The following is a 19,377-nucleotide window of genomic DNA, read 5'->3' on the forward strand; positions in this document are numbered from 1 at the left end:
TCTGCTCTCCGCGCCGAGGGCGAACCGGGGGCCGCTAGAAGCTGGGGCCGCTGACCAGGTAGCGGTAGGCGGTCGTGCCCGGCTGCAGGTGCTGGATGGTCAGCGGGCCGGCCTCGATCCGGGCCAGCAGCGGGGCCAGGCCCTCGGGGCTGCCCAGCTCGATGCCGGTCAGCGCCGCCCCGGTGTCCCGGTTGTCGCGCTTGACGTACTCGAACCGCACGATGTCGTCGTCCGGGCCGAGCACCTCGTCGAGGAAGCGGCGCAGCGCGCCGGGCTCCTGCGGGAACTCCACCAGGAACCAGTGCTTGAGCCCCTGGTGCACCAGGGACCGCTCGACGATTTCGGCGTACCGGCTGACGTCGTTGTTGCCGCCCGACAGCAGGCAGACGACGGTCTGCCCGGGCTCCACCCGGACGGCGCCCCCGGTCAACGCCGCGGTGGCCAGCGCCCCGGCGGGCTCGGCGATCACGCCGTCGACCTGGTAGAGCTCCAGCATCTCGGTGCAGATCTGCCCCTCCGGGACGGCGACCAGCTCCGCGCCGCTGTCGCGCACCAGCGGGTGGGTGACCTCCCCGACCCGGCGCACCGCGGCGCCGTCGACGAAGGTGTCGATCTCGGGCAGCTCGACGGGTGCGCCGGCGGCCAGCGCCGCGGCCATGCTCGCCGCGCCGGCCGGCTCGACGCCGACCAGCCGGGTGCCGGGGCTGTGCTCGCGCAGCCAGGTGCCGCAACCGGCCAGCAGCCCACCGCCACCGACCGGCAGGACGACGACGTCCGGGGCACCGCCCAGCTGGTCGAGCACCTCCACGGCCACGGTGGCCTGACCGACCACGGTGGAGAGCGCGTCGAACGCCGGCACCAGGGTGGCCCCGGTCATCTGTGCGGAGGCAGCGGCCGCGGCGGCCGCGTCGTCGTAGGTGTCGCCGGTGACCACCAGCTCCACCATGTCCCCGCCGAGGGCGGCGATCCGCTGCCGCTTCTGCCGGGGTGTGGTGCCGGGGACGAACACCCGACCGCGGACGCCCAGCACCCGGCACGCGTAGGCCACGCCCTGGCCGTGGTTGCCGGCGCTGGCGCAGACCGCCCCGGCGGCGCGGCCGGCCGCGTCGAGCTGGCTGATCGTGTTGTAGGCGCCGCGCACCTTGTACGAGCGGCCGACCTGCAGGTCCTCCCGCTTCACCCACACCTCGGCGCCGGTCAGCTCGGACAGGCGGGCGTTGCGCTGCAGCGGGGTCCGCTCGGCGACCCCGGCGAGCCGCCGGACGGCGTCGGAGACCTCCGCGGAGAAGGAGGTGCGGACGTCGGTCACCGGGCCATCCTCCCCGACCCGGGACGACGTCGGTCAGATGGCCCGGTAGGGGCCCCGCGTCGTCTCCTTCGCCGGCACCGGCGCGAACACGTTGCCGGTGGTCGGCGGGACCGGGTCCCGGCCCAGGCTGAACATCTTCAGGAGCGGACCGACCAGCGCGTCGTAGACCGGCGGGAACAGCCGGAACCCGGCGATGATCACCGGGTTGGTGAACCCCGACTGCTTCAGCCGCCTGGGGGCACCGATCCGGGCCAGCACGTGCCGGGCGACCCGCTCGGGGGTGTAGACCGGCGGCGGCGGGTGGGCGCTGGTGCCCAGCACGGTGGCCGCCTGCTCGTAGATCGGGGTCGCCACCCCGCCCGGGGCGACGGCCGAGACGTGCACGTCGGGCAGCTCGCGCAGCTCCTGCTGCAGCGTCCGGATGAGCCCGAGCTGCCCCCACTTGGCGGTGACGTAGGCGCTCATGGTCGGGGTGGTGATCGAGGCGAGCAGCGAGCTGACCACGACGAGCGAGCCGCGGCGTTGCGCGCGGAACACCGGCACCACGGCCTGGAAGAGGTTGAAGGTGCCCTGGATGGCGGTGTCCACCACCCGCTCGAAGACCTCCGGGTCCATGTCCTCGATCCGGCCGTAGGCCATGACCGTGGCGGAGTGGACGACGACGTCGAGCTGGCCGGAGGTCTGCACGGCCCGGTCAACGGCGGCCTGCAGCGCGGCGCTGTCGAGGACGTCGGCCGGGCAGACGTGCACCTCGCCGGCTCCGGCCGCCCGGCACTCGGCGGCGGCCTGCTGGAGGCTCTCTCGGCTGCGGGACACCAGCACCAGCGAGGCGCCGCGCCTGGCGAACTGCACCGCCGACGCCCGGCCGATCCCGGACGAGGCGCCGGTGATGAGGACGACCTCGGCGGCCCGGTCTGCTGTCTGCTCGGTGGTCACCTGCGGCGTCGTACCCGGAGCGGGCCGAGGGCACTCGCGTTGCGCACGGCCGGTTCTCCGGGGCAGCCGTGGACCGCCGCCCGCCGCTACGGTCGGGCAGCACGCGGGCCGCCGGCGCCGGCCGCCCCCGAGCCGAGAGGACGCGCCCGTGTTCGAGAAGGTCCCCGGGTTCCAGAAGGTGCTGGTCGCCAACCGCGGGGAGATCGCCGTCCGCGCCTTCCGCGCCGCGTACGAGCTGGGGGCCGGGACGGTCGCGGTCTTCCCGCACGAGGACCGCAACTCGGTGCACCGGCTCAAGGCCGACGAGAGCTACCAGATCGGTGAGCCGGGCCACCCGGTGCGCGCCTACCTGGACGTCGCCGAGATCGTCCGGGCCGCTCAGCGCGCCGGCGCCGACGCCGTCTACCCCGGTTACGGGTTCCTGTCGGAGAACCCCGAGCTCGCCGAGGCGTGCGCGCGGGCGGGGATCACCTTCGTCGGGCCGAGCGCCGCCGTGCTGGAGCTGACCGGGGACAAGTCCCGCGCGATCGCCGCGGCGCGGGAGGCCGGCCTGCCGGTGCTGCAGGGCACCGACCCGAGCGACGACGTCGACACCCTGCTGGCCGCAGCCGACGGGATCGAGGGCCCGGTGTTCGTCAAGGCCGTCGCCGGGGGCGGCGGGCGCGGCATGCGCCGGGTCGACGACCGCCCCCAGCTGCGGGGCGCGATCGAGGCGGCGATGCGGGAGGCGGAGTCGGCGTTCGGCGACGCCACCGTCTTCCTCGAGCAGGCCGTCGTCGACCCGCGGCACATCGAGGTGCAGGTCCTGGCCGACGGGCAAGGGAACGTGATCCACCTGTTCGAGCGGGACTGCTCGGTGCAGCGCCGGCACCAGAAGGTGGTCGAGCTGGCCCCGGCGCCGAACCTGGACGCGGAGCTGCGCGATCGGATCTGCGCCGACGCCGTCGCCTTCGCCCGGGCCATCGGCTACAGCTGCGCCGGCACCGTGGAGTTCCTGCTCGACGCCGCCGGGCGGCACGTGTTCATCGAGATGAACCCGCGGATCCAGGTCGAGCACACGGTCACCGAGGAGGTCACCGACGTGGACCTCGTGCAGTCCCAGCTGCGGATCGCCGCGGGGGAGACGCTCGCCGACCTGGGGTTGAGCCAGGAGACGGTGCAGCTGCGGGGCGCGGCGCTGCAGTGCCGGATCACCACGGAGGACCCGGCGAACGGCTTCCGCCCGGACACCGGCCGGATCACCGCCTACCGCTCGCCGGGCGGCGCCGGCGTCCGGCTGGACGGCGGGGCGTCGCTGGGCGCGGAGGTGGGTGCCCACTTCGACTCCATGCTGGTCAAGCTCACCTGCCGGGGCCGCACCTGGGACATCGCGGTGGCCCGGGCGCGCCGGGCGGTCGCCGAGTTCCGCATCCGCGGCGTCTCCACGAACATCCCGTTCCTGCAGGCGGTGCTGGACGACCCGGACTTCGCCGCCGGGCGGGTGACGACGTCGTTCATCGCGGAGCGCCCGGAGCTGCTCACCGCCCGAAGCTCCGCCGACCGCGGCACCAAGCTGCTCAGCTACCTGGCCGACGTCACCGTCAACGCCCCGCACGGGGAGCGCCCGCACCTGGTCGACCCGGCCGAGAAGCTCCCCGCCGTCGACCTGAACCTGGCCCCGCTGGACGGCTCCCGCGACCGGCTGCGCGAGCTCGGCCCGGAGCGGTTCGCCGCGGACCTGCGCGCGCAGACCCCGCTGGCGGTCACCGACACCACGTTCCGCGACGCCCACCAGTCGCTGCTGGCCACCCGGGTGCGCACCAAGGACCTGGTCGCCGTCGCCGGGCACCAGGCGCGGTTGCTGCCCCAGCTGCTCAGCATCGAGGCCTGGGGTGGCGCCACCTACGACGTCGCGCTGCGCTTCCTGCACGAGGACCCGTGGGAGCGGCTGGCGGCGCTGCGCGAGGCGGTGCCCAACGTCTGCCTGCAGATGCTGCTGCGCGGCCGCAACACGGTCGGCTACACGCCGTACCCGGAGCAGGTGACGACGGCGTTCGTGGCCGAGGCGGCCCGCACCGGCATCGACGTCTTCCGCGTCTTCGACGCGCTCAACGACGTCGGGCAGATGCGCCCGGCGATCGACGCCGTCCGGGAGACCGGGACGGCGGTGGCCGAGGTCGCGCTCTGCTACACCGGCGACCTCTCCGACCCGGCCGAGCCGCTGTACACGCTGGACTACTACCTCGGCCTGGCCGAGCAGATCGTGGACGCCGGGGCGCACGTGCTGGCGATCAAGGACATGGCCGGCCTGCTCCGGCCGCCGGCCGCGGCCACCCTGGTGCGGGCGCTGCGCGAGCGGTTCGACCTGCCGGTGCACCTGCACACCCACGACACCCCCGGCGGGCAGCTGGCCACCCTGCTGGCCGCCTGGTCGGCCGGGGTCGACGCGGTGGACGGCGCCAGCGCGGCGCTGGCCGGGACGACGTCGCAGCCGGCGCTGAGCAGCATCGTCGCGGCCACCGACCACACCGAGCGGGCCACCGGCCTGGACCTGGCGTGCGTCAACGACCTGGAGCCGTACTGGGAGGCGGTGCGCCGGGTCTACGCGCCGTTCGAGTCCGGGCTGCCGGCGCCGACCGGGCGGGTCTACACCCACGAGATCCCGGGTGGGCAGCTGTCCAACCTGCGCCAGCAGGCGATCGCGCTGGGCCTCGGGCAGCGGTTCGAGGAGGTGGAGGCGATGTACGCCGCCGCCGACCGGCTGCTCGGGCACCTGGTGAAGGTCACCCCGTCGTCGAAGGTGGTCGGCGACCTGGCGCTGCAGCTGGTCGGCGCCGGGGTGGACGTCGCGGAGTTCGCCGCCGAGCCGGGGCGCTTCGACCTGCCCGACTCGGTGGTCGGCTTCCTGCGCGGCGAGCTCGGCGACCCGCCCGGCGGCTGGCCGGAGCCGTTCCGCACGCGGGCGCTGGAGGGGCGGCGGGAGGCCCAGCCCCCGGCGGAGCTGAGCCAGGAGGACCTGGACGGGCTGGCGGAGGAGCCCCGGCGCACGCTCAACCGGCTGCTGTTCCCCGGCCCGACGCAGGAGTTCGAGGCGCACGCCGAGAGCTACGGCGACGTCTCGGTGCTGCCGAGCAAGGAGTTCCTCTACGGCCTGCGGTCCGGCGTCGAGCACTCGGTCGACCTCGAGCCCGGCGTCCGGCTGCTGATCGGCATCGAGGCGGTGTCCGACGCCGACGAGCGGGGGATGCGCACGGTCATGTGCTCGCTCAACGGCCAGCTGCGGCCGGTGAGCGTCCGGGACCGGTCCGTCACGTCCGAGGTGCAGCCCACCGAGAAGGCCGACCGCACCGACCCCGGCCAGGTCGCCGCCCCGTTCGCCGGCGTGGTCACCCTGCAGGTCGGCGAGGGCGACACGGTCGAGGCGGGGGCGCCGATCGCCACCATCGAGGCGATGAAGATGGAGGCCGCGATCACCGCGCCGCGGGCCGGGACGGTGCAGCGGGTGGCGATCAGCGCCGTCCAGCAGGTGGAGGGCGGTGACCTGCTCGTCGTCCTGGGGTGAGCCTGGGTGCGGGACGGCATCCCACCCGTCACATCGGCACGGTAGGAAGACCGTCGTGACGTCCCCGTCCCGCACCGTCAGCCGGCCGTCCCGCACCGGCCACCTGCTCGCCCAGCTCTCCACCCCGGCCCGCCGGTTCCTGCGCACCGAGGCGTCCAGCGCGGTGCTGCTGGTGGCCGGCACCCTGCTGGCCCTGCTGTGGGCCAACTCCCCGTGGGGTGACTCCTACGAGCGGGTGTGGCACACCGAGTTCGCCGTGCAGCTGGGCTCCACCGAGGTCGCCATGGACCTGCGGCACTGGGTCAACGACGGCCTGATGGTGTTCTTCTTCTTCCTCATCGGGATGGAGGTGCGCCGGGAGCTGTCGATGGGCGAGCTGACCCAGCGAAGCCGGCTCTCGGTGCCCGCCCTCGGTGCGCTCGCCGGGCTGGTGGTGCCCGCCGGCATCTACCTGGCGATCAACGCCGGCGGCCCGGGCGCGCACGGCTGGGGCATCCCGATGGCCACCGACACCGCGTTCGTGCTCGGCGCCCTCGCCCTGGTCGGCTCCCGCGCCCCGACGCAGCTGCGGGTCTTCCTGCTCTCCCTGTCCGTCGTCGACGACATCGGCGCGCTGACCGTGATCGCGGTCTTCTACTCCGCGGACATCGACCTGGTGGCCCTCGGCGTCGCGGCGCTGTGCGTCGTCGCCTTCGTGTGGCTCACCAAGCTGCAGGTGTGGCGGGGCCCGGCCTACTTCGCCGTCGGCGTGGTCATGTGGCTGGCCATGCACGCGTCCGGGGTGCACGCCACCATCGGCGGGGTCGTGCTGGGCCTGCTGGTCAGCGCCTACACCCCGCGCCGCGCCGAGGTCGAGTCCGCCGGCACGCTGGCCCGCGCCTTCCGGCAGGCCCCGGACGTCGCCCTGGCCCGGCGGGCGAAGCTCTCGGTGGAGCGGGCCATCTCGCCCAACGAGCGGATCGGCGCGCTGCTGGTGCCGTGGAGCGGCTACGTCGTCGTCCCGGTGTTCGCCCTGGCCAACGCCGGCGTGCAGTTCGACGGCGAGGTGCTGGACCGGGCGCTCACCTCACCGGTCACGATCGGGGTCTTCCTCGGTCTGGTCGTCGGCAAGTTCGTCGGCATCGGGCTGGTCTCCACGCTCGCGGTGAAGTTCGGCATGGGCTCCCTGCCGCCCGGCGTGGGCCTGCCCAGCGTCTGGGGCGGTGCGGCCTTCTCCGGGCTGGGGTTCACCGTCTCGCTGTTCGTCGCCGACCTGGCCTTCGACGACGCGGTGCTCCGCGAGGAGGCGATGATCGGCGTGCTCGCCGCCGGGGTGGTCGCCGCTGTGCTGGGCGCCGTCTGGTTCTGGGCGCTCGGCCGCCGTGCGCCGCACGTCACCGAGACCGGGCCCCGCCAGCTCGACCCGCCGGTCGACCCGCAGACCGACCACCTGCGCGGCCGGGCCGACGCCCCGCTGACCCTGGTGGAGTACGGCGACGTCGAGTGCCCGTTCTGCGGTCGCGCCACCGGGGTCGTCGAGGAGCTGCGCCGCCGGTTCGGTGACGACCTGCGCTACGTCTTCCGGCACCTGCCGCTGCCCGACGTGCACCCGCACGCCGAGCTCGCCGCCGAGGCCACCGAGGCCGCGGGCGCCCAGGGCGCGTTCTGGGCGATGCACGACCGGCTCTACGCCCACCAGGACCAGCTGGAGGCCGACCAGCTGCTCGACCACGCCGCCGCCCTCGGGCTCGACCTCGGCCGGTTCGCCGAGGAGCTGGGGTCGGGCGTGCACGCCGCGCGCGTCCGCGCCGACGTCGTGGGTGCCGAGGTCAGCGGCGTGCAGGGCACCCCGACCTTCTTCGTCAACGGCGTCCGGCACGAGGGGCCGACGACCACCGAGTCGCTGGCCGCGGCGCTGGTCGCATCCGACCCGCGCGGGCCGGGCCACGGCGGCCTGCTGCCGGCGGCCGAGCCGGGGGCGCCGGCGCAGCAGCTGCGGGTCTTCTCCCCGCCCGCCCAGATGCCGGCGATCGACGTGCTGCCCGGTGGGCCGTTGGCCGAGACCCCCGAGGACGGCGCCTCCCCGCGGCTCTCCGACGAGCACATCGCCGTGTTCCGCCGGGTGGGGCGGCGGATGAGCACCGTGCGCGGCCAGGTGCTGCTGCGCTCGGGCCAGGCGGAGTTCGACTTCTTCGTCGTCCTCTCCGGGGCGATCGCCGTGGTCGAGGGGTCGCTCGACCACGGCGGGGACGGCGGCAAGCGGGTCGTGGCCGTCCACGGCCCGGGCCGGTTCCTGGGCGGGCTGAACATGCTGGCCGGGCAGCGGCCGGTGCGCTCGCTGGTGGCCGCCGAGGACGGCGAGGTGCTGGTGCTCAGCCTGGAGCAGCTGCGCGCCGCGTTCGCCCGCGACCGCGGCCTGGCCGACGTCGTCACGCGGTCGTTCCTGCTGCGCCGGGCGATGCTCATCGGGCAGGCGACCGGGCTGCGGGTGGTCGGCGACCGGCGCTGGCCGGCGAGCGTCGCGCTGCGCGAGCAGCTGGCCGAGGACGGCGTGCCGCACCAGTGGCTCGACCCCGCCGACGACGACGCCGCCCGCCGGCTGCTCGCCGAGGCCGGTGCGGAGGGGACGACCTCCCCGGTGGTGCTCACCCCGGACGGCCGGGTGCTGGTCGAGCCGACCCGCGACGACCTGGCCCGGTTCGCCGGCACGGCTCGCGACCTGACCACCACCTGAGGGCCGGCCACCCCCGCAGTTGACCATGGGCGTCCTGCTCCGCGGCGCGCCGTCCCCGGGCGTGTCGCGGGCAACGCGCCCATGATCAACGGCGGGTGGGCGGTGACGTCGGTCGGGCCTGGGGTCAGCTGCGCATGTGGGCCAGGAAGCCGGTCATCTCCGCGCGCAGCTTCTCCGCCAGCTGCGAGAGCCCCGGCGACGCCGTCCCCAGCGGGTCGGAGGCGCCCCCGTCGACGGCGGTGGTGATGCCGTCGACCAGGCCGGTCATGTCCGCCACCGTCGTCCCCACGTTGGTCATCACCTCGGAGACGTCCCCGCAGGCGGCGCGCACCGACGCGACCTGGGCGGTGACCCGCTCGGTGGCGCTCGCGGTCTGGTCGGCCAGGTCCTTGACCTCCGACGCCACGACGGCGAACCCCTTGCCGGCCTCCCCGGCCCGGGCGGCCTCGATCGTCGCGTTGAGCGCCAGCAGCCGGGTCTGCGCGGCCACCGAGTCGATCAGCGCGATGACCTCCTTGATCTCGGTGGAGGACCGGTCGAGGGAGACCACGCTGTCCTCGGCCCGGCCGACCTCGGTGCCGGCCGACACGGCCGCCCCGGTCAGCCCGGCGGCCGAGGCGCTGAGCTCGGTCGCCGCCGTCGCCACCTGCTCGGACATCGCCAGCACCACCGACTCGAACTCGTCGGCCAGCGCCAGCCGGGCGCCCTGCGCCTCGGTCACCCGGGTGGCCGAGGCGCGCATCGCCTCCCCGGCCTGGTTGAGGATTCCGGCGCTGCGGCGGTAGGCCCCGGGGAGCCCCCGCTCGAGCACCCGGCGGTGGAAGCGCCCGTCGGCGGCGGAGGTCAGCGCGGCGCCGGCCTCGCGCACGAAGGTGTCGGAGACGTCGAGCAGCTGGTTGACGCCGTCCTGCAGCTCGCGCAGCTCGGGGACGTCGCGGGATCCGGCCACCGCCCGGCTGCGGGCCTCCAGGTCACCGGTGGCCGCGGCCCGGCACACCCGGCTGAGCTCGGCCACGAAGGCCCGGTAGACCGCCAGCTCCTCCGCGTCGGTGCGCGCCCGCTCGGACCGCCTGCCCATCTCAGAACCCCCCGTCGGCGATCAGCGACCACACGAACTCGTCGTAGGACTGGCCGCGGTCGGACAGCAGCGTGCCGAGCAGCGCCGTGGAGGCCTCGACCGCCGCCCGGCCGTTGGGCTGGGCGCGCTCGGCGGCGCGCAGCTGCGCATAGACCCCGCTCACCGCGGCGATCGCGGGGCGGGTCGGGGCGCGCCGGCTGGAGTGGTAGCCCACGATCGTGCCGCGGGTGTCGTAGCTGGGGGTCACGTTGGCCAGCACCCAGTAGTTCGCGCCGTCGGCGGCCAGGTTGTCCACGTAGGCGAACACCTCCTGGCCCGCGGCGACGGTGTCCCACAGCAGCTTGAACACGGCCTTGGGCATGTCGGGGTGCCGGATCAGGTTGTGCGGCTGGCCGAGGACCTCGTCCTCCTCGTACCGCGACACCCGCAGGAACGACTCGTTGGCGTAGGTGATCACCCCGCGCGGGTCGGTCTTGGAGACGATCAGGTCGTCGGGCTCGAGCACCCGCTCCTGACCGGTGGGGCGCACCGCCCGCCGCTGGTCCCGGGCCGTCGTCCCCGCCGTCGTCACCTGTGCTGCCTCCGCATCGCCGAGTTGCTGCCCTGCTCGTTCCTGCTCCGCCAGTTCTCGGCAGGCAGGGCGGCGATCGGAACGGCGGGTCAGGCCGACCAGGTCGTGTTCGGTGGGCGCCGGTAGCCGATGGTGTGCGGGACGAAGAAGGACAGGTCGTCGGTGATCAGCCCGTCGGACTCCCGGATGCCCAGCCCGGCGGCCTCGCCGTCGACCACCCAGGCGCCCAGCACCGGGTGGTGCGGGCCGTCCGGGCCGGGGAAGTCCGGCAGCGCGCACAGCTGCTGCACGATCCAGCCCTCGGCGCCGTACTGCCCGCCCTGCGCGGCCAGCACCTCGCCACCGGGGGCGACCAGTTCGACGTTGCCGCCCTCCCGGCCGAACAGCGGCTTGCGCGCGTACCCGGTCGCCTCCAGCTCGCGGGCGCGCGGGTCGTCGGCGAAGAACGCCGGCAGCAGGTACCGGGAGAGCACCGGGTCGTGCTCGTACCGCTGCCACAGCACCGGCAGCAGGCCCTTGTTCGACCAGAGCATCTTCCAGATCGGCTCGACCCAGGTGGTGCCGTCCGGATCCCGGAGGTCGGCGATCACCGAGGGGCCGTAGGCGTCGTCGAGCAGCCACTCCCAGGGGTAGAGCTTGAAGACGACGTCGAGCCGGTTGCCCTTCGGGTCGTAGAACCGGGCGTCGCCGGTGTCCAGCCCGATCTCCTCGGTGGTGAGGACGACGGCCTCGTACCCGGCCCGCTGCACGGTGTCGGCCAGGTAGGCCACGGTCATCCAGTCCTCGCCGCTGCGGTCACCGGAGGTCCAGGCCAGGTGCACCGTCGGCCTGCGGTGGTGCTGGCCCTCCCAGCGGGAGAGGTTGCGCTGCCAGGCGGCGACCAGCTTGTCGTCGAGCTGGTTCCACTGGTCCCGGCCCTGCCCGGTCTCCAGGTGCCAGGCCCACTGCACGACCGCCGCCTCGACGAGCGAGGTCGGGGTGTCGGCGTTGAACTCCAGCAGCCGGGGGGTGGCCCGGCCGTCCCACCACAGGTCGAACCGGCCGTAGACGCTGGGCGGCTCCTCCTCCCAGGTGGCCCGGACGACGTCGCGGGCGTCGCGGGGGATGCGCATCCGGTCCAGCAGCCGGTCGTCGGCCAGGGCGACGTCCCCGGCCTCCACGCAGGCGGCGAACAGCTGGTCGGTGACGTCGGCGAGGGTGTCGATCTCGGCGTCGGTGAAGTCGTAGAAGACGTCCTCCCGCCAGTAGGAGCGCGGGTCCTCACCGGGCACGGTCGTCTTGTTGTAGACCAGCCCCTGGCTCTCGATCTCGGCCTCCCAGCCGAGCCGGGCCTTCCCGTACAGCCGCCTCACGAACCGACGCTGCCGCTGCCGACCCGGCCCGAGCCGATCCCGCCGGAGACCCGGGTGCCGGAGCTGACCCGGCCGGAGCCGGGCAGGCCGGCGCGCGTCCGGGCGGAGGTGTCGGAGGGGTTCACCCGGGTGGCGGCCCCGGTGTACTGCTGCGGGATGGTCTGGCCGACCGCGTACCGGTTGCCGCCGAACCCGCCGAGCAGGAAGAAGTAGGGGAAACCGCCGACGTAGCCGCCGTTGGTCTCGGCCTCCTCGCAGAGCTCGTCGTCGACGACCTGGTCCTGCTCGTCGACGCAGTAGACCCGCTCGGCCTCCGCGTCGTCGTCGCCGGAGGCGTACCCGCCGGTGCCGCAGGCGGACAGGAAGCCCATGGCCGCGCCGGTCAGGCTCACGGTGCCGATGGCCGCGCGCACCCGGTTGCTCCTCGACGTGCTCACCGTCTGCACTCCTCCTGCCGCGCTCTGCCGGACCCGCACATGCTGTCGGACGACGCCCCGGTCGCCGCACCCGCCCCGCGGCACATCCTCACAGCCGCGCCCCAGCGATGGGAGGTGCCGTGCGCACGAGGGCCGCCGGACGTCTCCTCTGTACACCCCCGAGCAGGAGGAGAACCGATGACCGAGCCCGTGCGCCCGGTGGGGACGAGCCGCTGCCCGACCCTGCGCGGCAGGAGACCCGGGAGTCCGCGGCGGCAGCCGAGCCGGCCGGGGCATGCCGCCGGGCGGCGCCGGCGGGTTCGGTGGCCAGGCCCCCGGACGGCAGCACGGACGGCAGCACGTACGGCAGCACGAGCAACGGGACGGCGGCCGACGCCACCGCCTGACCGGCGGCCCCGGATGAGCGGCGGCCCCGGATGAGCGGCGGCGAGGTGGGTAGTCGCGGGCATGGACCTCGCAGCGCACCGGACCGGCTCCGGCGACCCCCTCGTCCTCGTGCACGGGCTGGGTGGCTCCTGGCGCTCCTGGGGCCCGGTGCTCCCCGGCCTGGCCGCGGCGCGCGAGGTGGTGGCGGTGGACCTGCCCGGGTTCGCCGGCGACACCCCGCCGCCGCCGGACCCCACCTTCGGTTCGCTGACCGACGCGGTGGCCGACTGGCTGCGGGCCGAGGGGCTGGCCGACGCCCCGCTGGTCGGCAGCTCGCTGGGCGCCCGGATGGTGCTGGAGCTGTCCCGGCGGGGGGTCGGCGGGGACGCCGTGGCCCTCGACCCGGGCGGGTTCTGGACCGACCGGGAGGCCGCGGTCTTCCTCGCCAGCCTGCGCGCGTCCATCGCGCTGGTGCGCCGGATCCGGCCGGCCCTGCCCGCGGTGCTGGGCAACCCGGCCGGGCGGACGGCGCTGCTGGCCCAGTTCTCCGCCCACCCGTGGGCGCTGGACGCCGGCGTGGTCACCCGTGAGCTCACCGGGTACGCGCAGTCGCCGTCCTTCGACGCGGTCCTCACCGACCTGGCCCGCGGGCCCCGCCAGCAGGGCGCCCCGGCCGGGTCGCTGCCCGGTCGGCTGACCATCGGCTGGGGACGGCGGGACCGGGTGACCCTGGCCCGACAGGCGGCGCGGGCGAGGGAGGCCTTCCCCGACGCCGAGCTGCACTGGTTCGACGGCTCCGGCCACTTCCCGATGTGGGACGTGCCCGCGGAGACCGTCGACCTCGTGCTCGCCGCGACCGCCCGCCGATGAGTTCCCCGGCGCCGGCCGGTCTGACTGGTGGCGGGACCGGACGGCGGTCCCACGAACCGAGGAGCTCCCCGTGCGCACCATCTTCGTCAACCTGCCGGTCACCGACCTGGAGCGGGCCAAGGCCTTCTACGCGGCCCTCGGCTTCACCAACAACGCCCGGTTCACCGACGACACGGCCGCCGCGATGGTGATCGAGGAGAACATCCTGGTGATGCTGCTGACCCGGGAGAAGTTCGCCGGGTTCCTGGCCGGCCCGATCGGCGACCCGGCGCAGGCCACCTCGGTGCTGAACGCGATCTCCGCGGCCGACCGGGCGGAGTGCGACGACCTGCTGGCCCGGGCGCTGGCCGCCGGTGGCAAGCCCTGGATGCCCGCCCAGGACCACGGCTTCATGTACGGCACCAGCTTCGCCGACCCGGACGGCAACGTCTGGGAGGCGGCGTGGATGGACCCGGCCGCCCTGGAGGGCTGACCGAGCACGCCGAGTGGTGGCCTGTGCACGTCTGAGCCGGGAGCGTGGCGTGCGGAGGTCGACACTCGATGGCCCCACGACGACGGTGTAGGCGGCTCGGCCGCGTTGACCCGCTACATTGCCCGGTGTGCCCGCCGCCCGCCCCGCCGTCGGCTCCCTGCTGACCCTCGGCGCGGCCGGGGTCTTCGCCATCAACGGCACGGTCTCCGCGCTGGCGCTGCAGGCCGGGATCCCGCCGACCCAGCTGACCGCGCTGCGCTGCACCGGGGCGGCGATCACCCTGCTGGCCGGACTGGCCCTCCTCGCCCCGGCGCGGCTGCGGCTGCACCGGCGGGACGTCCCGCTCGTCGCCGTCCTCGGCGTGGTGGGGATCGCGCTGACCCAGTTCCTCTTCTACGTCGCCATCGACGGCCGGCTCCCGGTCGGCATCGCGCTGGTGTTCGAGATGACCGCGCCGGTGTTCATCGCGCTGTACGTGTGGCTGGTCCGCCGCGAGCGGGTGCGCCGCCGGCTGTGGCTGGCGCTGGCGCTCTCCCTCGGCGGCCTGGTGCTGGTCGCGGAGGTCTGGCAGGGCGGTGGGGGGCTCGACCCGGTCGGCGTGGCGGTCGCCCTCACCGCGGCGGTCTGCCTGGCCACCTACTACCTGGTGGGGGAGCGCGGCACCGTCGACCGCGACCCGATGGGGCTGACCGCCTGGAGCTTCGCCGCTGCGGCGGTGTTCTGGGCGGTCGCCGCCCCGTGGTGGCGGTTCGACGCCGGGGTCCTCGCCGAGCGGGTGCCGGTCTCCCTGGGCGAGGTCGAGGTGCCGGCCGGGCTGCTGGTGGGCTGGATCGCCGTGCTGGGGGCCGCCCTGCCCTTCTGGCTCTCCCTGGCCGCGCTGCGCCACCTGCCGCCGACCACCGCCGGGATCCTGGCGACCGCCGAGCCGGTGCTGGCCTCGATCGTGGCCTGGCTGTGGGTCGAGCAGGTGCTCACGCCCTGGCAGATCGCAGGTGGCGCCGTCGTCCTGACCGGGATCGTGCTGGCCCAGACCGCCCGGACGGCGGAGCCCGCTCCGCTGCCGGAGACCGTGCCCAGCTGACACCGGTCAGAGCGAGGACGGGTCGTCCGGGACGTCGACGGCCTGGGACCGCAGCACCGCCAGCGGCACCACCTCGAGGGCGCGGGCATTGGTCGCGGCCAACACGACCCCGGCCGGGGCGCCCGCCTGCAGGGCCTGGTACCAGCGGACGGCGACGACGCACCAGCGGTCGCCGGGGCGCAGCCCGGGGAAGTCGTACTCGGGGCGCGGGGTGGCCAGGTCGTTGCCCAGCTGGCGCTGCATCTCCAGGAACTCGGCGGAGACCACGGCGCAGATCGTGTGGCTGCCCAGGTCGGCCGGCCCGGTGCGGCACGAGCCGTCCCGGGTGAAGCCGGTCATCGGGTCGGTGCCGCACGGCTCCAACGGACCGCCCAGCACGTTGCGGTCCTCGCCGGGGGCGCTCATGGGCCGATCATCGCGCCGCCGGAGCCGGCGCGCCGGGCGGGCCGTGCGCTTCTGAGTCGCGCCCGACCGGTCGTGCCGGGAGGCTGAGAGCGTGCGAGTTCTGGTCACCGGCGCGTCGGGGTTCGTGGGCGGCAGGCTGGCGCCTGCCCTGGAGGAGGCCGGGCACGAGGTCCGGGCGATGACCCGGCACCCGGACACCTACTCCGGCGTCGGCACGCCGGTGCCGGGGGACGTCGGCGACGAGGCGTCGCTGCGCACCGCGCTGGCCGGCTGCGAGGCCGCCTACTACCTGGTGCACTCGCTGGACTCGGCGGACTTCCAGGAGAAGGACGCCGCGGCCGCCCGTGCCTTCGCCCGGGCCGCGGCCGACGCCGGCCTCCGCCGGATCGTGTACCTCGGCGGGCTCGGCAACGACGCCGACGACCTCTCTCCCCACCTGCGCAGCCGCCGCCAGGTCGAGCGGCTGCTCGGCGAGACGGGCGTGCCGGTGACCGTGCTGCGGGCCGGGATCGTGATCGGCCACGGCGGGGTCTCCTGGGAGATGACCCGCCAGCTCGTCGCCCACCTGCCGGCGATGGTCACCCCGCGCTGGGTGCACACCCGGACCCAGCCGATCGCCGTCGCCGACGTCGTCCGGTACCTGGTCGGTGTGCTGGAGGCGCCGGAGGCCGAGGGGCGGGCGTTCGACGTCGGCGGACCCGAGGTGCTCGAGTACCTCGAGATGCTCACCCGGGTCGCGGAGATCCAGGGCCGTCGGCTGCTGGTCGTGCCGGTGCCGCTACTGAGCCCGAAGCTCTCCTCCCGCTGGTTGTCGCTGGTCACCGACATCGACGGGCAGACCGGCCGGTCGCTGATCGGCTCGATGAGCAACGAGGTGGTGGTGCGAGACGACGCGATCCGCCGGGTGGTCCCGTTCGACCCGATGACCTACGACGAGGCGGTGCTCACCGCGCTCGGTGAACGGGCCCGCGAACGCCGGGAGGCCCGTTCGGCGAAGGCCTCGGGGCGGGTGGGATGACCCGCGACAAACGGCGGCTGGGGCAGTCGCTGTGGTCCGACGCCCGGTTGACCCGGCTGCTGGCCCGGGCGCCGTCCTGGCTGGTGGACAAGGTGCCGCGCGACCACCGGGAGTCCGACGAGGCATTCCGCCGCCGGCGCCGGGTGACCGCCGGGGTCTCGCTGGCCGGCGCCGGGCTGCTCGGGGTCTCGCTGGCGCAGAAGCCGAACTCGACGTCGTTCTACGCGCTGACCCTGGGCGTGGCGGGCACCTGGGTCGCCGGGGGCATCGCCTCGGGCCCGCTGCACCTGGGCTGGGTGCAGACGCCGGAGGCCACGCTGCGCCGGCCGCTGCTCACCCCGGTCGTGGCCGGGACGGCCGCCTTCGCCTCGTTCTACGGCGCGGCGCTGGTGGCCAAGCGGATTCCGCCGCTGGACGCCGCCATCTCCCGGGTGCTGCGGTACGCCCAGCAGGGTTCCCCCCCGCTGGTGCTCACCACCACGCTGGCCAACGGCGTCGCGGAGGAGGTCTTCTTCCGCGGGGCCCTGTACGCGGCGGTCGGCGCCGAGCACCCGGTGCTCAAGTCCTCCGCCGTCTACACGCTGGCCACCGTCGCCACCCGCAACCCGGCGCTGGTGCTCGCCTCGGTGCCGATGGGCCTGCTGTTCGCGCTGCAGCGGCGGGTCACCGGCGGCATCCAGGCACCGATCCTCACCCACGCCACGTGGTCGGTGCTGATGCTGCGGTTCTTGCCGCCGCTGTTCGCCGACGAGGCCTCGATCGACGACCCGCACCCCGCCCAGGAGGTCTGACCCGGGCCCGCTCGCCGACCTGGTCAGGCGGGGCCGGCCAGCAGCTCCTTCAGCGCGCGGTCGATGAATTCGTTGTCCGCCGGGTTCTGCCCCAGGCCGGCGAAGTGCCCGTAGACGGTCGGGATGACCCGGACCTCACCGTTCGGGATGAACTGCGACGCCCACTCCTCGTCCTCCGGCGGGAAGTACAGGTCGGTCTTCGCCGGCATGGCCAGCAGCGGGCAGCGGATGGACCGCAGCGCCGCCTCCGTGTCGCCGTCGAAGCCCGGGGTCTTCCCGACGTCGCCGTGCTCCCAGGTCCACAGCATCCCCAGCAGGTCGTTGGGGTCCCGGTCGTCCAGCCAGAAGCCCTCCCAGAACCCGACGAGGAAGTCCTCGAGGGAGGAGAAGCCGAGGTTGCGGTACTCCCGCTGCCAGTAGAAGGCCTGGGAGAGGCCCCAGCCGGCGTAGATCCGGGCGAAGGCCCGCAGGCCTGCGGTGGGCAGCGCGTCCGGCCGGTAGCGTCCGCCCGCGAACGCCGGGTCCAGGGTGAGCGCGGACCGCAGGCTCTTCAGGAAGACCTGGTTGTGCTCGCTGGTGACCGCCGAGCCGACGATGGGCGCGGCCCGCTTCACCATCTCCGGGTGGCTGACCGCCCACTGGTAGGTCTGGCCGGCGCCCATGGAGGACCCGAGCACCAGCTCGACGGACTCGATGCCCCACTGCTGCGTGAGCAGCCGGTGCTGCACCTCGACCTGGTCGTAGAAGGTGACGTGCGGGAAGTTCGGCCCGTCGTAGGGCGGCGGGGTGTTGCTCGGCGACGTCGACAGGCCGTTGTTCAGCTGGTTGGGGACGACGATGAAGTACTTCTCCGGGTCCAGCGCCAGCCCCGGGCCCGTCGTCCACTCGTTGGCGTCGTGCCAGGCGCTGTACCAGGTGGGGTGCACGATCACGTTGGACCTGTCGGCGTTCAGCGTGCCGTACGTCATGTAGGCGAGCTGGGCTCCGCGCAGGGTCGCGCCGCCCTGCAGGACGACGTCCCCCAGGTCGAAGAGCTCGTGGTCGGTGGGCCGTGGCATCGGTGCTCCTCGGGTCGGGGGGGCGGACGGGTCAGGCGGGATGGACGGCGGTCTCGTCGACGAGCTCGACCGGGTCGCCGAGGGTGATCTCGCCCGGTTGCTCGACCGTGGCGTACATGCCGAGGATCACCGCGCCGTTGTCCGGCAGGTGCGCCACCGGCGTGCTGCGGTCGGTCGCGAGGTCGCCGCGGTAGCGCACGATCGCCTTGAGCGTGCCGAAGTCGACCACTCCGCTGTCGGGGTTCTCGTTGGTCACGACGCAGCGCGGCACGGGACCGACCACCTGGACGGTGGCGCCGCCGATCCGCACGCGCCGGCCGGCCCAGGTGTCCTCCTCGTGGACGTCGCAGCCGTCCACCTCCACGAGCATCCGGAACCGGCGGTGGTCCAGCCGCTCCCCGTCGGGGGTGACCCGGCGCAGGTGCTCCAGCGTCGCGGTGGAGATGAGCGTGACCGGGTGGACGTCGACCGCGTCACCGGGCCGGTCGACCGCGACCAGGTGCACCTCCTGCCCGACGAAGTCGCTGAGCGCGGCCGACCACGGCCCCTCGACGAGGTGTCCGTCGACGGGGCGCCCGTAGAAGTCCGTGCGGACCGCCTCGCCGAGCTCGGTGGTCCGGCCCGCCACGGGCGGGCGGTCGGGGAACCGCAGGCTCAGGTGCTCCCCGGTGGGGTCGATCTCGGCGGTGAGCTGCACGAGCGGGCCGTGCTGCTTGCCGTTGAACAGCCGCCGGCGGGCGTCGACCAGGTGGAAGCGCCGGTTCTCCGGCACCCCGTTGCCGGTGACCGTGACGGCCTGCGGATGGTGCAAGGCGGTGCCCTTGACCGGGGTGGTCGAGAGGCGGGAGACGAGCGGCATGGCCCTCCGTCCGAAGCGGTGCTGGTGCCGGTGCCGTGCTGTGGACCGTAGCCGGGGTCGGGCGGTCCCGCTGCCGGGTCGGTGCCGGTGGGTCAGTGCCGGTGGGCCGTGCCGCCGGGCAGGCGGCGTCCCGTGGGCGGACCGGTGACCAGCGGCTCCCCACTGCGGGCCCGGTCGACGCGGGCGCGGTCGGCACGGCCGGCGTTCCGGAGTGCGCCGGCGGGAGGGCGCCCGACCCCCACGCCGTAGTGGCGCGGCGCCGTCCGGTCGCAGGCCGGGCAGGGCGCCGTGGCGGCGGCGTCACGCATGTCGCGGTGCAGGTCGAACGGGCCGCACTCGGGGCAGCGGAACTCGTACAGCGGCAACGCGGTGCTCCTCTCGGGGGGGGGGGGGGGGGGGGGGGGGGGGGGGGGGGGGGCCGGCCCCCCCCCCCCCCCCCCCCCCCCCCCCCCCCCCCCCCCCCCCCCCCCCCCCCCCCCCCCCCCCCCCCCCCCCCCCCCCCCCCCCCCCCCCCCCCCCC

17 protein-coding genes are annotated in these 19,377 nt (G+C 74.9%); 7 read left to right on the forward strand and 10 right to left on the reverse strand.

The window, feature by feature from the left end; genetic code table 11:
* Positions 1 to 34: 34 nt before the first annotated feature.
* Both ilvA and ACI783_RS14845 read right to left on the reverse strand, forming a co-directional pair.
* The gene (gene ilvA, locus ACI783_RS14840) at positions 35 to 1,309 is read right to left on the reverse strand and encodes a threonine ammonia-lyase IlvA (protein WP_457141155.1); all 1,275 of its coding nucleotides are present in this window, start codon (positions 1,307 to 1,309) and stop codon (positions 35 to 37) included.
* 33 nt (positions 1,310 to 1,342) lie between these two features.
* Positions 1,343 to 2,245: an SDR family NAD(P)-dependent oxidoreductase gene (locus ACI783_RS14845; RefSeq protein ID WP_457141156.1), complete on the reverse strand. Its 903-nt coding sequence runs from the start codon at positions 2,243 to 2,245 to the stop codon at positions 1,343 to 1,345.
* A 148-nt stretch (positions 2,246 to 2,393) separates the two neighbouring features.
* On the opposite strand from ACI783_RS14845, the gene ACI783_RS14850 reads away from it, so the two are divergent.
* The gene (locus tag ACI783_RS14850; protein WP_457141157.1) at positions 2,394 to 5,786 is read left to right on the forward strand and encodes a pyruvate carboxylase; all 3,393 of its coding nucleotides are present in this window, start codon (positions 2,394 to 2,396) and stop codon (positions 5,784 to 5,786) included.
* A gap of 55 nt (positions 5,787 to 5,841) precedes the next feature.
* Positions 5,842 to 8,499 (forward strand): Na+/H+ antiporter NhaA, encoded by a 2,658-nt coding sequence (gene nhaA / locus ACI783_RS14855; RefSeq protein ID WP_457141158.1) that lies wholly within the window; start codon positions 5,842 to 5,844, stop codon positions 8,497 to 8,499.
* Positions 8,500 to 8,623: 124 nt separating this feature from the next.
* Here nhaA and ACI783_RS14860 read toward each other — a convergent pair whose 3' ends face one another.
* The 4 genes from ACI783_RS14860 to ACI783_RS14875 all read right to left on the reverse strand — a co-directional run bounded on the left by ACI783_RS14860 (position 8,624) and on the right by ACI783_RS14875 (position 11,937).
* A complete protein-coding gene (locus ACI783_RS14860) occupies positions 8,624 to 9,577 on the reverse strand; it encodes a methyl-accepting chemotaxis protein (protein ID WP_457080059.1) in 954 nt (317 codons plus the stop codon).
* A 1-nt stretch (position 9,578) separates the two neighbouring features.
* Positions 9,579 to 10,148, reverse strand: coding sequence for a PAS domain-containing protein (locus ACI783_RS14865; RefSeq protein ID WP_457141159.1), 570 nt, complete (start codon positions 10,146 to 10,148; stop codon positions 9,579 to 9,581).
* An 89-nt stretch (positions 10,149 to 10,237) separates the two neighbouring features.
* Entirely contained in the window at positions 10,238 to 11,500 is a 1,263-nt protein-coding gene (locus ACI783_RS14870; protein ID WP_457141160.1) for a glutathionylspermidine synthase family protein, read from the reverse strand.
* On the reverse strand, positions 11,497 to 11,937 hold the full coding sequence (locus ACI783_RS14875; protein WP_457141161.1) for a hypothetical protein: 441 nt from the start codon (positions 11,935 to 11,937) through the stop codon (positions 11,497 to 11,499). The genes ACI783_RS14870 and ACI783_RS14875 overlap by 4 nt, the downstream gene beginning before the upstream one ends.
* Positions 11,938 to 12,384: 447 nt before the next feature.
* Here ACI783_RS14875 and ACI783_RS14880 point away from each other — a divergent pair, with 447 nt between their 5' ends.
* The 3 genes from ACI783_RS14880 (at position 12,385) to ACI783_RS14890 (ending at position 14,726) form a co-directional block, all read left to right on the forward strand.
* Entirely contained in the window at positions 12,385 to 13,173 is a 789-nt protein-coding gene (locus ACI783_RS14880; protein WP_457141162.1) for an alpha/beta fold hydrolase, read from the forward strand.
* A 70-nt stretch (positions 13,174 to 13,243) separates the two neighbouring features.
* On the forward strand, positions 13,244 to 13,645 hold the full coding sequence (locus tag ACI783_RS14885) for a VOC family protein (RefSeq protein WP_457080047.1): 402 nt from the start codon (positions 13,244 to 13,246) through the stop codon (positions 13,643 to 13,645).
* Between the two features lie 127 nt (positions 13,646 to 13,772).
* Positions 13,773 to 14,726 (forward strand): EamA family transporter, encoded by a 954-nt coding sequence (locus ACI783_RS14890; RefSeq protein WP_457141163.1) that lies wholly within the window; start codon positions 13,773 to 13,775, stop codon positions 14,724 to 14,726.
* Positions 14,727 to 14,732: 6 nt separating this feature from the next.
* On the opposite strand, the gene ACI783_RS14895 is transcribed toward ACI783_RS14890, so the two are convergent.
* The gene (locus ACI783_RS14895) at positions 14,733 to 15,131 is read right to left on the reverse strand and encodes a DUF2237 family protein (protein ID WP_457141164.1); all 399 of its coding nucleotides are present in this window, start codon (positions 15,129 to 15,131) and stop codon (positions 14,733 to 14,735) included.
* 91 nt (positions 15,132 to 15,222) lie between these two features.
* Here ACI783_RS14895 and ACI783_RS14900 point away from each other — a divergent pair, with 91 nt between their 5' ends.
* Together ACI783_RS14900 and ACI783_RS14905 are read left to right on the forward strand one after the other, a co-directional pair.
* Entirely contained in the window at positions 15,223 to 16,149 is a 927-nt protein-coding gene (locus ACI783_RS14900) for an NAD(P)H-binding protein (RefSeq protein WP_457141165.1), read from the forward strand.
* Entirely contained in the window at positions 16,146 to 16,940 is a 795-nt protein-coding gene (locus ACI783_RS14905; RefSeq protein ID WP_457141166.1) for a CPBP family intramembrane glutamic endopeptidase, read from the forward strand. Before ACI783_RS14900 ends, ACI783_RS14905 begins: the two co-directional genes overlap by 4 nt.
* Positions 16,941 to 16,963: 23 nt before the next feature.
* Here the strand turns inward: ACI783_RS14905 and ACI783_RS14910 are convergent, their stop codons facing one another.
* The 3 genes from ACI783_RS14910 to ACI783_RS14920 form a co-directional block, all read right to left on the reverse strand.
* Positions 16,964 to 17,998, reverse strand: coding sequence for an alpha/beta fold hydrolase (locus ACI783_RS14910; protein WP_457141167.1), 1,035 nt, complete (start codon positions 17,996 to 17,998; stop codon positions 16,964 to 16,966).
* Positions 17,999 to 18,029: 31 nt separating this feature from the next.
* Positions 18,030 to 18,857: an MOSC domain-containing protein gene (locus ACI783_RS14915; protein ID WP_457141168.1), complete on the reverse strand. Its 828-nt coding sequence runs from the start codon at positions 18,855 to 18,857 to the stop codon at positions 18,030 to 18,032.
* A gap of 92 nt (positions 18,858 to 18,949) precedes the next feature.
* Positions 18,950 to 19,222, reverse strand: coding sequence for an FmdB family zinc ribbon protein (locus tag ACI783_RS14920; protein ID WP_457141169.1), 273 nt, complete (start codon positions 19,220 to 19,222; stop codon positions 18,950 to 18,952).
* Between the last annotated feature and the right edge of the window lie 155 nt (positions 19,223 to 19,377).

The organism is Modestobacter sp. SYSU DS0511, from assembly GCF_054050755.1.